Origin of the sequence: Halomonas sp. M20 (genome assembly GCF_020622265.1) — a bacterium.
In the GTDB taxonomy this organism is placed as follows: domain Bacteria; phylum Pseudomonadota; class Gammaproteobacteria; order Pseudomonadales; family Halomonadaceae; genus Modicisalibacter.
The window spans coordinates 161,677-175,780 of record NZ_JACNMQ010000005.1 but is presented as its reverse complement, the minus strand read 5'-3'; the positions used below and the strand labels follow the sequence as shown (position 1 = coordinate 175,780).

Below are 14,104 nucleotides of genomic sequence, written 5' to 3'. Positions count from 1 at the left end.
TTCATGAGCAAGAGAGCCCCCACCACTGTCGGCGAGATCATGTCCCGGGACTGCTTTCGGGTATCCGGTTCGACTTCCGTGGCCACTCTGGTCAGCGGCCTTACGCTTCATCGCTTGCCCGGCGCTCCCGTCGTGGACGATCACGATCGCCTGATCGGCTTCATTTCCGGACAAGATATTCTAGGCAAGCTGCTCGACAGCGCCTACCACGGTGGCCAGCCTGCCCTGGTAAGAGAGTTGATGCGCGAGGAAGTGCTCACGGTTTCGCCGGACAAGAGCATCGTCGACTTGGCTCAGGAGATGCTCGGCAACAAACCCAAGATCTATCCGGTAGTGGATGAACATCGTTTGCTGGGAATCGTCACGCGCCGGGATATCCTGAACGCCATTGCTTCGATGCGCGGTGGCCTGTAAGCAGACCTAGGTGATGTACCACGCACAAAAAAGACCGCCGCGTCGATGACGCGGCGGAAAAGGATCGATTACAGTAAGTAAGACGCAATATCCAATATTGCAGGAATGTTGCGCTGCTCTTTATGACCGCGAGATGTGGAAAATTCTCCTCAGGAGATTAAAGTTTTCCGCGGCCGTGTCGATTTCATGGATTTCGCGACCCTTGCAGGAATACTTGCTGATTCACTATCATGCGTCTCAAGGCGGGTATAGCTCAGTTGGTAGAGCATCAGCTTCCCAAGCTGAGGGTCGAGGGTTCGAATCCCTTTGCCCGCTCCATGCGACTATTGGTCATGTGATATCTGGTAAAGCTGTCTAGTGTCTAATCTGTACCCGGATCGGCCTCTTTGGCGTCGTCCCAGTCAGCACGATTGGAACTTTTCATGCTTTCCACTTCGTACTGGGCATCCTCATAATTATCGTATACTCCCAACGAAGTGCCGGTATCGCTGTCATATACTTCATAGCGTACCGCCGCATCATCATCTGAATCCTTCAATTCACGAATTTCGATCGCGTCGTCAAGCATTGGTGCTCCTCGTTGCAGTGAATTGCGCTCGACTCCTGTCTTGCAGGGTGTTTGAGTGAGGCAACAATAAATCGTTTCCGACAATGATATAGCGACAAGGATAATGCAATGCAAGTTCCCATGAGCCATCCCCCTTCGGCCTCGGTTTGCCACTCGAGAGCCGCATCGCCGTACGATTCGAACAGGCCGGGTTGACCGCCATGCTCGTTTATCTTGTTGCCTTTGCAGTGTGTCTGCTGGTGATCGGTGCCAGCATGGCCTTGCTCATGGGCATGAGTACGCCGCGCTACCGCACCGAGCCAGAACATTTGCTCGGGCTCTTCGACCGGGTGTTGAATCATCAGGCATCGGAGGCCGAGTGGCATGCATTGGTGGGCTATCCCATTCGTCATGACGAATCTCTGGAATCCGTCCGACGCAGCGCACAAGACATCATGGATGATCATGGTCGCCCCTGGCAGGCCGCGCAAGGGGGGTGTCTGTTATCTCGCAGCGGTCGCGGGGAGTTGACCATTCTGCGTGATGAACTGGCCTCGCGTGTGCTTCAGGAGCAGGGCAAGCAGTCGTTTTAATCACGCAGACAGTCATTTCCCATTCCGCCTATTCGACGTTACGAGGCTATCCATGACCAATGCCATTCGCTTGATCCCCCTCGATAACGCCATCAAGCATCACGCCCACAGCTACCATCAGATCGTGATTGGTCTTGAAGGTCATGCCAGATTCGAGATCGAAGGCTTGAAAGGACGAATTGCCCCCCTGTCCGGGTGCATCGTGCCCGCCAACCACACTCACTACTACACTGGCCTCGGTACCAACCGCCAACTGATTTTTGATCTTTCCACGGATGTTCCGACTCTCTCCGGCGATCATCGCGCCCTGGTACAGCTGTTCGACGCACCACGCTTTTTCACGCTAGACGAATCACTGCAGGCCTATCTGCGCTTTCTGACGATGGAGATGGAGCAACCCCACAGCGCACCAAGCGAGCTGCTGGCGACCACCTTCTTGGGCTGTCTGCATGCACGTCTTGCCACTTCCTCGGCTTTCATCAAAGCAGCGCGGCTCGACCTTGCCGTCATCGACCGCTACATCCAGTCGCACCTGGCGCAGCGTCTGAGCGTTGCCGACCTGGCGAGTCTTGTCTGCTTGAGCCAGGCACACTTCAGTGACTGCTTTCGCCGGCAGACAGGCCTTTCACCCTATCAGTACGTACTGCGCCAGCGCTTAGCGACCGCGCGTGAGCTCCTGACCTTCTCTCGGCTGCCGTTGAGCGAGGTAGCCGCCCGCACCGGCTTTTCCAGTCAAAGCGCGCTATCCCATTCGGTTCGCCGCGCTTTTGACAAGACACCGAATCAACTGCGCCAGGCGACCCCTATTCGACACGCAGGCGCAGTGGCTCACGTTTAGCAATTGTTAGACCAACGTATAAGTTTTTCTCCATTGCCATATTTTTTCCTCGATTTATGCAAATGTAACCGGGGAATTGGCAAGACGGAGGGCTATCGTCCACCCTAGATTCAACAACTCGCGCGATCCATGCGCCCCTGAACGGTACCCTCACGCCATTCATGGCAGCGTCTGTCGTCCATTTTACAAACGACGACAAGGGATTCGGGTCGGGAACCACGATGAGAGGCCATTTCATGCTTACTGCCAAGACCATGCTGGATACTGCCACCTGGCAACAGGACCCGGATGCACTGCTCGAGTATGTCAGCGACCATTACATCGTCGATGAGGAGCAGTTCGTCGCGGAATTCGTCGACTTTCTTCAGGCCGACGAGGACGACTTCACGCGGATCGCCAAGAAAACCGCGGAACTGGTGCGGGAAGTGCGCGGCATGGATACGGCGGTGGACTCCATCGATGAACTGCTGCAGCAATATAGCCTCGATACTCATGAAGGCCTGATGCTGATGTGCCTGGCGGAAGCCATGCTGCGCATTCCCGACAAGGCCACCGCGGATGCGCTGATCGACGATCGCTTGGGGCCGGCGGACTGGAAATCCCACCTGGGCCAGAGTGACTCCTGGTTCGTCAACGCCTCGACCTGGGGGCTCTTGATGACCGGCCGGGTGCTGCAGATGGACAAGCCCAGGGAAGGCAAGCCCGCCAATTTCATCAATCGCATGACCAACCGCATGGGCGAGCCGGTCATCCGGAAAGCCATGTATCAGGCGATGAAGATCATGGGGCGTCAGTTCGTGCTGGGCCGCACCATCGACGAAGCGTTGAAGCGCTCTCAACCACTTTTCGACAAGGGCTATACTTACTCTTACGATATGTTGGGTGAAGCCGCACGAACCCAAGATGACGCCCGGCGCTACTTCGACGCTTACGCCCACGCCATCAAGCAGGTCGGCGCCACCAGCCAGAAACTCGACGACAAGACACCAGACCCTTCGGTCTCGATCAAGCTGTCGGCGCTGCACCCACGCTACGAATTCGGCCGTCGTGAACAGGTACTCGACGAGCTGGTGGGCGTAGTCAAGGAACTCGTGGTCATGGCCCGGGAGCGCCAGGTGGAGCTCACCATCGACGCGGAAGAGGTGGATCGTCTGGAGCTCTCTCTCGAGGTCTTCCGTGCCGTCTACGAAAGCGAGGCCTGCAAGGGTTGGGGGCATTTCGGCATCGTCGTTCAGGCCTATGCCAAGCGCGCCCTGCCGGTGCTGCACTACATCAATCGCCTGGCGGATATCCAGGGTGACGTGATTCCCATGCGACTGGTCAAGGGCGCCTATTGGGACACCGAGGTCAAGGAGACCCAGATGGTGGGCGTGGATGGCTACCCGGTGTTCACCCGCAAGGCCAATACCGATGTCGCCTATCTGGGCTGCGTGCATTTCCTGCTTTCGGAAAACACGCGCGGGCGCATCTTCCCGCAGTTCGCCACCCATAACGCTCATACCATCAGCACCATCCTGGAACTCGCCACCGAATCCACCCGGCCGTTCGAATTCCAGCGCCTGCATGGCATGGGCGAAGCCTTGTACGAAGCTGCGCTCAAGCGCGCACCTTCGGGCACTTACTGCCGCATCTACGCGCCAGTCGGCGCCCACAAGGATCTGCTGCCCTATCTGGTGCGCCGTCTGCTGGAGAACGGCGCCAACTCCTCCTTCGTGCATCAGCTGGTAGACCCCAAGGTGCCAGTGGAGTCGCTATGCGTGCACCCGGTTGAGACTCTCAGGCAGTACGACACCTACTACAATCCGCAGATCCCGCTGCCCCCGGATCTTTACGGCACCAAGCGACGCAATTCCAAGGGCATCAACCTGAACATCCGAAGCCAGTATCAGCCCTTGATGGACGCCATGGCCGAGTTCATGGACAAGACCTACGAGGTTAAGCCGCTGCTGGGTATCGACGTGGCCGATGACAAGGCACAGCGTCACGAGGTCAAATGCCCGTTTGATACATCCCGTCAGGTGGGCAGCGTGCAGTGGACCAGCGAAGAACAGGCGCGCAAGGCAATCGATGTCGCCTGGAGCGCTTTCCCGCGCTGGCGGGATACGCCCGTCGAGGAGCGGGCGCAGATCATCGAGCGCTTTGCCGATTCCCTGGAGGCTCACACCCCGGAACTGATGACCCTGTGCTGCCGCGAAGGCGGCAAACTCTTGACGGATGGGGTTGATGAGATTCGCGAAGCGGTCGATTTCTGCCGCTACTACGCCACTCGTGCCCAAGAGTTGTTCGGAGAGATCACGCTGCTCCCCGGCCCTACCGGTGAGGTCAACGAGCTCTCCATGAGCGGCAAGGGCGTTTTCGCCTGCATCAGCCCCTGGAACTTTCCGGTGGCGATCTTCTGCGGCCAGATGGTGGCCGCGGCGGTATCCGGCAACAGCGTCCTGGCCAAGCCTGCGGAACAGACTTCCCTGATCGCCCATCGCGTGGTCGAGTTGCTGCACGAGGCCGGCATGCCTCGGGACGTGGTTCAGCTACTACCCGGCGATGGCCCCACGGTCGGCAGCGTGCTCTCCTCGGATCCACGTATTACCGGTGTCGCTTTCACCGGGTCCACCGCCACCGCGAATCTCATCAATCGCGCCCTGGCAGCAAGAGAAAACGCCCCCTTGCCGGCGCTGGTCGCGGAGACCGGGGGGCTCAACGCCATGATCGTCGACTCCACGGCCCTGCCGGAACAGGTGGTCGTGGATGTCGTTCGCTCCTCGTTCCAGAGTGCCGGACAGCGCTGCTCGGCGCTGCGTATTCTCTATCTGCAGGAAGACGTGGCGGACCGGGTCATCGAGATTCTCAAGGGTGCCATGGCGGAACTTAGTATTGGTGATCCGCGCAACCTGGGCACCGATGTGGGGCCGGTGATCGACGACGAGGCACGCGAAGGGCTGCAAGCCTATATCGACAAGCTCAAGGGCGAAAATCGGCTGTTGGCAGAAACACCGTTGACCGGCGATCATATCGACCAGGGCAGGTTCATCGCACCGACCGCCTTTACCGTATCCGGTATCGAGGAGATGGAGAGCGAGCAGTTCGGGCCGATATTGCATATTGCCCGCTACAAGTCCGCGGATATCGACAAGGTCATCGAAACCATCAATGCCAAGGGCTATGGCCTTACCTTTGGCGTGCATAGCCGTAACGACTCCTTCGCCAAGACAGTTGCGGACAAGGTGCGTGCGGGCAACGTGTACATCAATCGCAACATCATTGGTGCCGTGGTCGGTGTGCAGCCTTTTGGCGGCCAAGGATTTTCCGGTACCGGCCCCAAGGCCGGCGGCCCACACTATCTATTGAGCTTCGCTACGGAAAAGACCCGTACCAACAATACCGCCGCACTGGGAGGAAATGCCTCGCTGCTTGCCCTGGGCGATGAATGAAGCCCGAGAGTAGAGATGACGAACACCCTGATGCAAAATCGAGAATAAATAACAACGGCTAGGAAAAACCCATGATCGAAAATAGTATGTCCATCGTCATAACCTTCGCCCTTTACCTGCTGCTGATGCTGGCAATCGGGTTGATCGCCTGGAAGCGCACGAACGACCTCTCGGACTATATTCTGGGCGGGCGTTCGCTGGGCCCCTGGACGACAGCGATTTCCGCCGGTGCCTCGGACATGTCCGGCTGGCTGCTGCTGGGCCTGCCCGGTGCCGCTTATATCAGCGGGCTTTCCGCAAGCTGGATCGCCATCGGCCTATTGGTGGGCACCTGGCTCAACTGGCTGATCGTGGCCAGGCGGCTGCGCATCTACAGCTTCGTGGCCAGCGATTCACTGACGCTGCCTGAGTTCTTTGCCCAGCGTTTTCGCGATAACTCGCATTTGCTGCGGGTCATTTCAGCCATCTTCATCCTGCTGTTCTTTCTGTTCTACACAAGCTCCGGGCTGGTGGCCGGCGGCAAGCTGTTCGAGACGGTGTTCAGCCTCGATTACCGTATCGCCGTCACCGTAGGCACGATCGCCATCGTCTCTTATACCTTTTTCGGGGGGTTTCTCGCGGTCTCCTGGACCGACCTCATTCAAGGCTTGATGATGGTGGCGGCGTTGGTGGTGGTTCCGGTGATCGCTCTGGTGGATATGGGCGGCTTTTCAGAAGCGGCCAGCCGTATTACCGCGGACAGCCCGCAGCTACTTTCCTGGTTCAAGGACGCCTCCACCGGGGAAACGCTATCGTTTATCGCGATCATAAGCTCCCTGGCCTGGGGTCTTGGTTATTTCGGACAACCACACATCCTCGCGCGTTTTGCGGCCATTCGTAGCGACAAGGATGTTCCTGTCTCGCGTCGTATCGCGGTGATCTGGTCCGCTATCGGTCTGGCCTGTGCCGTGGGTGTCGGCTTGCTGGGGTTGGCCTATGTGCCTCGGGATCTGGCTGACAGCGAGACCGTCTTCATGGTCATGGTCAATGTCATCTTCCACCCCCTCGTTGCGGGGATACTGCTGGCAGCCATTCTTGCAGCGGTCATGTCCACCGTGGATTCCCAGCTGCTGGTCTCCTCTTCGGCGCTGACCGACGACTTCTACAAGGCGATCTTCCGTAAGGATGCCTCTTCCAAGGAACTGGTCTGGGTGGGACGTTTTGCGGTCATCGGCATCGCCGTCATTGCTTACATTCTGGCGCTCAACCCGGACTCCACGGTGCTCGGGCTAGTCTCCTACGCCTGGGCCGGTTTCGGTGCCGCTTTTGGCCCGGCACTGATCATGGCGCTGTTCTGGCGGCGCATGAACCGCTGGGGCGCCCTTGCGGGGATCATCGTCGGAGGTGTGACCGTGGTGTTGTGGAGCATGGTCTCCGGGGGAATCTTCGATCTCTACGAAATCGTGCCCGGCGTGATCCTTGCCTACATTGCCATTGTCGTCGTCAGCATGGTCACGGGAGAACCGAGTACCGAGATCACGGCGGAGTTCGATAGCGTAAAAGCCACTTGAACCGAAAGGTAGCGGCGCACGAAAAGCGGGGCCAGGTTTCTGGCCCCGCTTTTTTATGACATCGTCTTGTCGACTTTTACTAGCTTCTTATCAATACGATTACATAAAAAAATAACAGCAGTACCCAGCACTGGGGAGCACCCAGCAGACTCTGCATCCAACCTCTTCGCACCAGCCCCATGCCATGAAAGAAGCCTGCCCCGACCGCCCAAACGCCCAGCAACCATATTGGAAGACGCCAGCCCAGGCTCAAGCCGCTGATGATCGCGGGATTGATCAGTAGCCATAGCGCCATGAATGACGCTGTCAATAACGATAGTAATTTACCCTGGCTGCCATAAGGGCTCCGGCGACCATACCTGTGTTTTGCCCTAATCATTGAAGCGGCTCCTTTCGCCACAATATTCAGCTATTTATGTACTAGTGAACGACAGAGCTTGTATTCCAGGCAATAAGGAAAAAGTGCTAATGAGTCCAATTAAACAACTTTAATAGTTTGATAACAAAAATCTACATGACAAGACGAACAGTGTTTCCTATACTTGTAACACGTAATGAAACAGCGTTTTTATTGGCAGTTGTATCAACGCACTCGCGTCTTGTGAGACGCGAAGAGCTCAAGGAGATTTTCATGTTCAGGACTAAATTGGTTTCTAGCGCAATCTTGGTTGGCGCCTTGTTCGGTGCTTCTCAGGCAGCCATGGCTTATGAAACAGGTGACATCCTGGTCCGAGGCAACGTAATCAAGGAAGACCCGGATAGTGGCCGGATCGATACCGACAAGACTTACGGTGGCAGCGTCGGTGTCATGGTCATGGATAAGCTGGGCGTAACCTTGGGTAGCAGCGGTGAGTTCGAGCACGATATCGACAGCGGTGACAGCTTCAGTAGCCAGCCCATCGATCTGATGGCTCAGTTTTATCCGCTCGGTGGTATGGACGCCCGTATTCAACCTTATGCTGGCCTCGGTGCCAACTACACACGCTTCTCTGACGAAAGCGATGGGCTTAGCCTCGACAACACCTGGGCACCCAAGGCCGAGCTAGGGGTCGATCTGATAATTACCGATTACCTGGCAGTCAACGGTTTCGTCAACTACACCGACATCAAGGTCGATTATTCGCAAGACACTGCAACTGGCCGCGTAAGCGATGATTTCGACTACGATCCCGTTGCCATAGGCGCTGGCGTAACATTCAGCTTCTAAGTAAGAGTTTTCTTTTTTTTGAGCGTCGGGCTTCGTGCCCGGCGTTTTTTTTGCCTGTCAGTTCGGCACAGGATAGATAGGAACACCCCAGCAAGGCACTCAAGCCTCTGTCACGATGCGGTCAATATCCGCAACTGCCTTGACCACCAGCGCCCGGGTGCTGGGCCTGGTTTGCTGCAGATAGACCTCGACGGCAGGCGCCACCTCACAACTGGCAGGTAACGTTGCCTTGGCGTCCACCAGCGCTTGCAATCGGGGAATGAAGACATAGCGTAGCCACTGAGGCAGTTCCATGGTGTCCACGCAGAAAGGCTCCTGGCTCTCGAAGGCCGCCGTCTCGGGCTGAGGCGTCCTCCATAGATCGACGCTACTCAGCGTCGCTTCAAGGCGCTCGAGTGCTTGAGCAAGTTCGGTATGCGGCGTCATGGCGACTCCGGATCAAAAATGTGCACCCATTATCCCTTGCGTAGAAAGCACTGGCCAGATGCGCTCCCCTTTTGTGCAAGAACGCTTACCAAGGTGCCTGGGTTGCCAATACCTTGCGCAGAAAGCTCTTGGTACGCTCGTCCTGAGGCGTCGAGAAGAGCTGCGACGGCGGCCCCTGTTCGACGATATGACCATCGCTCATGAAGATGACGCGATCCGCCACGTCTCGAGCAAAGCTCATCTCATGAGTGACTACCAGCATGGTCTGGCGCTCCCTGGCCAGCTGCTTCATTACCCCAAGCACCTCTTCGACCCATTCCGGGTCCAGGGATGAGGTCGGCTCATCGAACAGAATCACTTCTGCCTGGGCTGCCATCGCCCGGGCGATGCCGACGCGCTGCTGCTGACCACCGGAGAGCGAGGCAGGATAGGCGTTTGCCTTGTCTGACAACCCGACCCGTTCGAGAAGTTCCCCCGCCCGCTCCCGGGCCAGGGGTTTCTTCCAGCCATTGACGACGATCAACCCCTCGGCAACATTGTCGAGGGCCGTCTTGTTGGCGAATAGCGCGTAGTTCTGAAACACGAAGGCGGTTCGCCGACGCAGTGCGAGAATCTCTTTCCTGCTCGCCCGGGTCACATCGACACTCAGATCGCCTATCTGAATCCGGCCGCCGTCGGGCTGCTCCAGGAAATTCATGCAGCGCAGTAAGGTCGACTTGCCGGTTCCCGAAGGCCCGATCACGACGATGATCTCGCCCTGTTCGATAGACAGATCGACCCCGTCGAGAATCGTCTCATCGCCGAAACGCTTGATAAGACCTTGTAGCGCAATCATCGTTGGTAGGCCTTGTTGAGTCGGGTTTCAAGACTGCGCTGCAGCCAGGCCAGCAGCTCGACGACCCCCCAATAGATCAGCGCCACACTGATGAAAGCCTCGAAATAGAGAAAGCTGCCCGCCGCCTCCTTTTGCGTGGCCCCCATCAACTCGGTAACGCCCAGAGTAAATGCCAGAGAAGTCGCCTTGATCATGTCGATGAAGTAGTTCATCAGCGTCGGCACCGCTACCCGTGTCGCTTGAGGCAGTACGACACGACGCATCGTTTGCCCGCGGGTCATGCCAATGGACAAGGCTGCATCGGTCTGGCTACGATCGATGCCGACGATGGCGGCGCGAATCGACTCTGCCATATAGGCGGAAAAATGCAGCGTCAACCCCATGATAGTGGCGGTAACACCGTTGATTTGCGTCAGCGCGCTCATCAACTGGGGCAGCCCGTAATAGAACAGGAACAGCTGCACCAGTAGCGGTGTACCCCGGAAGAATGAGATGAAAAGCAGCGTGAAGGCATTGAGACCGGGGATCTTCAACACCCTCACCACCGCCATTAAACACGCAAGAATCAGCGCCAGCACCATCCCCGCAGCAGCCATTTCCAAGGTCAAAGGCAAATAGCTGAGCAGGATCGGCATCAGGCCCAGCATGTAGTCGATGTCCAGGGCATTCATCTAATTGTCGATCCTTGATTTTTGCAAAAGACATGGCCGATCAAGAGGTAATGGAGCCTGGCAAGAGGCTCATGGCTGGGTGATATCACTGCCGAACCACTCCTGGGATATCTTGCCGAGGGTGCCGTCTTCCTTGAGCGCGTTCAGCGCCTGATCGACGCGATCACGCATCTTGCGGCCTTCTTCGTCGTCTCGGAACGGCAGTGCATTGCGTATCTCCGAGAAAGGCTCGCCCGCCAGTTCAAGTGGCAGCGGTTTTTCCTTGATCACCTGGCTGGCGCTGACCCGGTCCATGACGAAGGCGTCGACCCTACCCAGCGCAGTATCCTGTTCGATGTTGCTATCGTAGGTGCGAATATCGATCTCATCGGAATAGGGCAATTCCCGCAGCAGCTGTTCGTAGTTCGAGCCCAGGTTGACCGCCACGGTCTTGTCACGCAAATCCTCGACCCCTGCGATATCGTCGTTACCGCGCCTCACCACGACTTGCGCGCCATCGTAGACATAGGGTTGGGTAAACACGTATTTCTGCTGCCGCTCCTCGGTAATGGTAATTTGATTGGCAATGGTATCGATACGCCCTGACCCGAGCATGCCGAACAGCCCCGAGAAGTTGGCGGTGACGTACTCGACATCGATCCCCAGCCGCTCGGCCACCGCATCCATAACGTCCACTTCAAAGCCCTTGAGGGTATCCTGCTCGACGAAGGTGAACGGAAAGTACCCCCCGGACATGCCGACCTTGAGCGTCTCGTCGTCATCTTGAGCAATGGCTTGCCCCGTTACGCCAAGCGAGGCACAGAGCAGCGCGGTTCGCAGCATATTACGCATGGTTATCTCCACTTGCTTGAAATCGAATAAGGAAACCGTTTGAGTATTCCTTTTGGTTACATAGCCTAAAGAAAAGCAGTGCCGATGACCAATAGAGTCTTTCAATTTTCCAGATCGTGCCTGGCCTTTGTTCAGTCATTCACACAAACCGTGCATCATCCTGTGGATAACCCCTGAAGTACTTTCGTTTGCTCCCGCATCATAACGACTTGTAAAAAACGCTTATTTTTTGATCAACCAACGACTGGTCAATAAATGCTTGTCGAGCTACAGTGCGTCCCTGACCATGGAGGATGCCATGCAACCGATACATTCTCTCGGTGATTTCTTTGGGCGCATTGGAGCACCTTCTCGCTTTTATGCCCTGGGCCGGCAAGTGACGCCCTGCCCTGCCTCTACTCTGGAAGCTTTCGAGGCAGGCGAACTTGCCTGGCCCTGGCCTTGGCTGGATCGCGCTCAGCTGGCCTGTGTCTTTCAAGTTGGCAATAACGACGATCCACTGATCTGGTTCTTGTCCTTACCCCTGGACGAACAGGGGCTACTGGATCCCGCACCTCGGGACGCGTTTCTCCAGCGATTGCTGGAGACGATCGGGCGCACCGCGTCACGGCAAAGCGATGACTCCGCCGAGCACGTCAACAATCTGATGCAAGACAATCCGTTGACGTTTACCCCCCACATGACCCAACGCGCCCTGTTGCATGCCTACGTAAGCGACGATCTGAACCGAGAGGCAAGCGAATATTTTGAGTTTGCCGAAGCCTATCTGACAGGCCAGCTAGCTGAAGTACAATGGCAAGCACTGGGGCTGCAGGGGCTTGCGGATTTCGTCGTGCGCCACGATGCCCAGCAAGGTGATGAGTTAGCCGCACAGCTCGACGCCTTGCCCCTGGAAGTGTTACGCCCGCTATGCCACTGTCTGGAGCACAGGTCTTTATCGACGGTATTGACGCAAGCATTGATTGCCCGGGGCGAACGCGCCGCTCAGGAAGGCGATATCGAGACTTTCTGTGACTGTGTCCGCGCCGTTGGCCAAGGCGATCGAGACATCGTGGGTGCCTGGTACGATGAATTGCTCGAGGATCAGGCAGCCTGCGGCCCGGACCTGTTTGCCGCCATCGCCGCACGGGGATGGCCACAACTCGAGGATGCGCAGCGTCTGCCACGCTTCATCGAACGACTGGCCGAAAATGAACACGCCGACTTTGCCGCCCTGATTCGCAGTCTGGCCGTGATTCCGCGCTTGCGCCTGCCTTTGCTGATCAGTTTGCGTCAGGCCGCCCCAGAAACACGGACTCGGCAGCGGTTGAGCGAACTTAGTTCTGGAAGAAACTGAATTATGAAAGCATTACCCTATCAAGCCAAGGCCGTCGTTGGCCGTCGAGAGATGGTGGAACTTCCCGAACTGGGCCTGGCCTTGTGCTGCAAGATCGATACTGGCGCGCGTACCTCCGCGCTGCATGCCGAAGACATCGACAGTTTCGAAGACAATGGCCATATGTGGGTCAGCTTCGTTACACGAGGTGGCGGGCCGGATAGCCCTGCGCACCCTGTCAAGATGCACTTGCATGACCGACGAAGAATCACCAGTTCCAACGGTCATTCTCAGTGGCGTTATGTAGTGAGAACTCATATGCTGCTGGGTGAGCTGGACTACCCAGTGGAACTGACTCTGGTCGACCGCCGCGAGATGCGCCACCCCATGCTGCTGGGACGTCGTGCGATGCGCCGTCTATTGGTTGCTCCGGGAGCGGCATTCCTGCACGGTGAACCCTGAGGAAGCGCCCATCGATTTGTTTGGCACTTCCTTGATGCTCTTTCTTGTCGGCTTGGAGAATTACATGCATATCGCCCTGCTATCGCGTAACCGCAACCTGTACTCTACGCGCCGCTTGATCGAGGCTGCGGAAAGCCGTGGTCATAGTGCTCGAGTAGTGGATACCTTGCGCTGCTACATGAACATCGCTTCCCATCGCCCCTCGATTCATTACAAGGGAGCGCAGCTGGAGCCCTTCGATGCGGTCATTCCGCGCATCGGTGCTTCAGTCACCTTTTATGGCTGTGCGGTACTGCGTCAATTTGAAATGATGGGCACTTACGTACTCAACGACAATGTGTCGATCACGCGCTCCAGAGACAAGCTGCGCTCTCTGCAGTTACTCTCTCGCAAGGGGCTGGGATTGCCGATCACAGGGTTTGCCCACTCACCTGACGATATTCCTGATCTGATCACCATGGTTCGGGGTGCCCCCCTGGTCATCAAGCTGCTTGAAGGTACACAGGGTATTGGTGTGGTACTGGCAGAAACCAATCAGGCCGCTGAATCGGTGGTTCAAGCCTTCATGGGCATGAAGGCCAACATCATGATTCAGGAGTACATCAAGGAGGCCAAAGGGGCCGATATCCGCTGCCTGGTCGTTGGCGACAAGGTGGTAGCGGCAATGAAACGCCAGGCAGCCGAAGGCGAGTTTCGCTCCAACCTGCATCGCGGCGGGAGCGCCACCGTGATTCGCATTACCCCGGAAGAGCGCTCGACGGCGATTCGAGCTGCCAAGGCCATGGGTCTGCAAGTGGCAGGTGTTGATCTACTGCGCTCGAATCATGGCCCGGTGATCATGGAGGTCAACTCCTCCCCGGGGCTTCAAGGTATCGAAACCTCCACCGGCAAGGACATCGCCGGATTGATTATCGAGCATATGGAAAAACATGCTGCCACGCCACGCAAGAAGCCTTCGAAGCCCAAAGGGTAGGTCATCGTTGGAGA

15 protein-coding genes and 1 tRNA gene are annotated in these 14,104 nt (G+C 57.0%); 10 read left to right on the top strand and 6 right to left on the bottom strand.

Annotated elements, in window-relative coordinates:
• Window positions 1-3 precede the first annotated feature (3 nt).
• Both H7850_RS13960 and H7850_RS13955 read left to right on the top strand, forming a co-directional pair.
• Window positions 4-414, top strand: coding sequence for a CBS domain-containing protein (locus tag H7850_RS13960; RefSeq protein ID WP_227370197.1), 411 nt, complete (start codon window positions 4-6; stop codon window positions 412-414).
• A 242-nt stretch (window positions 415-656) separates the two neighbouring features.
• A tRNA-Gly gene (locus tag H7850_RS13955) sits at window positions 657-732 on the top strand.
• 43 nt (window positions 733-775) lie between these two features.
• Here H7850_RS13955 and H7850_RS13950 read toward each other — a convergent pair.
• Entirely contained in the window at window positions 776-982 is a 207-nt protein-coding gene (locus H7850_RS13950; protein WP_227370196.1) for a hypothetical protein, read from the bottom strand.
• A gap of 146 nt (window positions 983-1,128) precedes the next feature.
• Between H7850_RS13950 and H7850_RS13945 the strand changes: the two genes are divergently transcribed.
• From H7850_RS13945 to putP, 4 genes are all read left to right on the top strand, one after another.
• On the top strand, window positions 1,129-1,554 hold the full coding sequence (locus H7850_RS13945; protein ID WP_319799286.1) for a hypothetical protein: 426 nt from the start codon (window positions 1,129-1,131) through the stop codon (window positions 1,552-1,554).
• A 52-nt stretch (window positions 1,555-1,606) separates the two neighbouring features.
• Window positions 1,607-2,392 carry an AraC family transcriptional regulator gene (locus tag H7850_RS13940; protein ID WP_227370195.1) on the top strand — a complete coding sequence of 262 codons (786 nt, stop codon included), beginning with the start codon at window positions 1,607-1,609 and terminating at the stop codon, window positions 2,390-2,392.
• Window positions 2,393-2,628: 236 nt separating this feature from the next.
• Window positions 2,629-5,820, top strand: coding sequence for a bifunctional proline dehydrogenase/L-glutamate gamma-semialdehyde dehydrogenase PutA (gene putA, locus H7850_RS13935; RefSeq protein WP_227370280.1), 3,192 nt, complete (start codon window positions 2,629-2,631; stop codon window positions 5,818-5,820).
• A gap of 71 nt (window positions 5,821-5,891) precedes the next feature.
• Window positions 5,892-7,370: a sodium/proline symporter PutP gene (putP, locus tag H7850_RS13930; RefSeq protein WP_227370194.1), complete on the top strand. Its 1,479-nt coding sequence runs from the start codon at window positions 5,892-5,894 to the stop codon at window positions 7,368-7,370.
• A 79-nt stretch (window positions 7,371-7,449) separates the two neighbouring features.
• Here the strand turns inward: putP and H7850_RS13925 are convergent, their stop codons facing one another.
• Entirely contained in the window at window positions 7,450-7,749 is a 300-nt protein-coding gene (locus H7850_RS13925; RefSeq protein WP_227370193.1) for a cyd operon YbgE family protein, read from the bottom strand.
• 252 nt (window positions 7,750-8,001) lie between these two features.
• On the opposite strand from H7850_RS13925, the gene H7850_RS13920 reads away from it, so the two are divergent.
• Window positions 8,002-8,577 carry an OmpW/AlkL family protein gene (locus H7850_RS13920; RefSeq protein WP_227370192.1) on the top strand — a complete coding sequence of 192 codons (576 nt, stop codon included), beginning with the start codon at window positions 8,002-8,004 and terminating at the stop codon, window positions 8,575-8,577.
• 99 nt (window positions 8,578-8,676) lie between these two features.
• Here the strand turns inward: H7850_RS13920 and H7850_RS13915 are convergent, their stop codons facing one another.
• The 4 genes from H7850_RS13915 to H7850_RS13900 form a co-directional block, all read right to left on the bottom strand.
• Window positions 8,677-9,003 carry a YqcC family protein gene (locus H7850_RS13915; RefSeq protein ID WP_227370191.1) on the bottom strand — a complete coding sequence of 109 codons (327 nt, stop codon included), beginning with the start codon at window positions 9,001-9,003 and terminating at the stop codon, window positions 8,677-8,679.
• A gap of 85 nt (window positions 9,004-9,088) precedes the next feature.
• A complete protein-coding gene (locus H7850_RS13910; protein WP_227370190.1) occupies window positions 9,089-9,838 on the bottom strand; it encodes an amino acid ABC transporter ATP-binding protein in 750 nt (249 codons plus the stop codon).
• Window positions 9,835-10,509: an amino acid ABC transporter permease gene (locus H7850_RS13905; protein WP_227370189.1), complete on the bottom strand. Its 675-nt coding sequence runs from the start codon at window positions 10,507-10,509 to the stop codon at window positions 9,835-9,837. Before H7850_RS13905 ends, H7850_RS13910 begins: the two co-directional genes overlap by 4 nt.
• Window positions 10,510-10,578: 69 nt before the next feature.
• Window positions 10,579-11,340, bottom strand: a complete 762-nt coding sequence (locus H7850_RS13900) for an amino acid ABC transporter substrate-binding protein (protein ID WP_227370188.1) — start codon at window positions 11,338-11,340, stop codon at window positions 10,579-10,581.
• A gap of 298 nt (window positions 11,341-11,638) precedes the next feature.
• Here H7850_RS13900 and H7850_RS13895 point away from each other — a divergent pair, with 298 nt between their 5' ends.
• The 3 genes from H7850_RS13895 to rimK all read left to right on the top strand — a co-directional run bounded on the left by H7850_RS13895 (window position 11,639) and on the right by rimK (window position 14,090).
• Window positions 11,639-12,676, top strand: coding sequence for a DUF3549 family protein (locus H7850_RS13895; protein WP_227370187.1), 1,038 nt, complete (start codon window positions 11,639-11,641; stop codon window positions 12,674-12,676).
• A gap of 3 nt (window positions 12,677-12,679) precedes the next feature.
• On the top strand, window positions 12,680-13,117 hold the full coding sequence (locus H7850_RS13890; RefSeq protein WP_227370186.1) for an ATP-dependent zinc protease: 438 nt from the start codon (window positions 12,680-12,682) through the stop codon (window positions 13,115-13,117).
• A gap of 64 nt (window positions 13,118-13,181) precedes the next feature.
• Complete coding sequence (gene rimK / locus H7850_RS13885; RefSeq protein WP_227370185.1) at window positions 13,182-14,090, top strand: 30S ribosomal protein S6--L-glutamate ligase; 909 nt, start codon at window positions 13,182-13,184, stop codon at window positions 14,088-14,090.
• Window positions 14,091-14,104 lie beyond the last annotated feature (14 nt).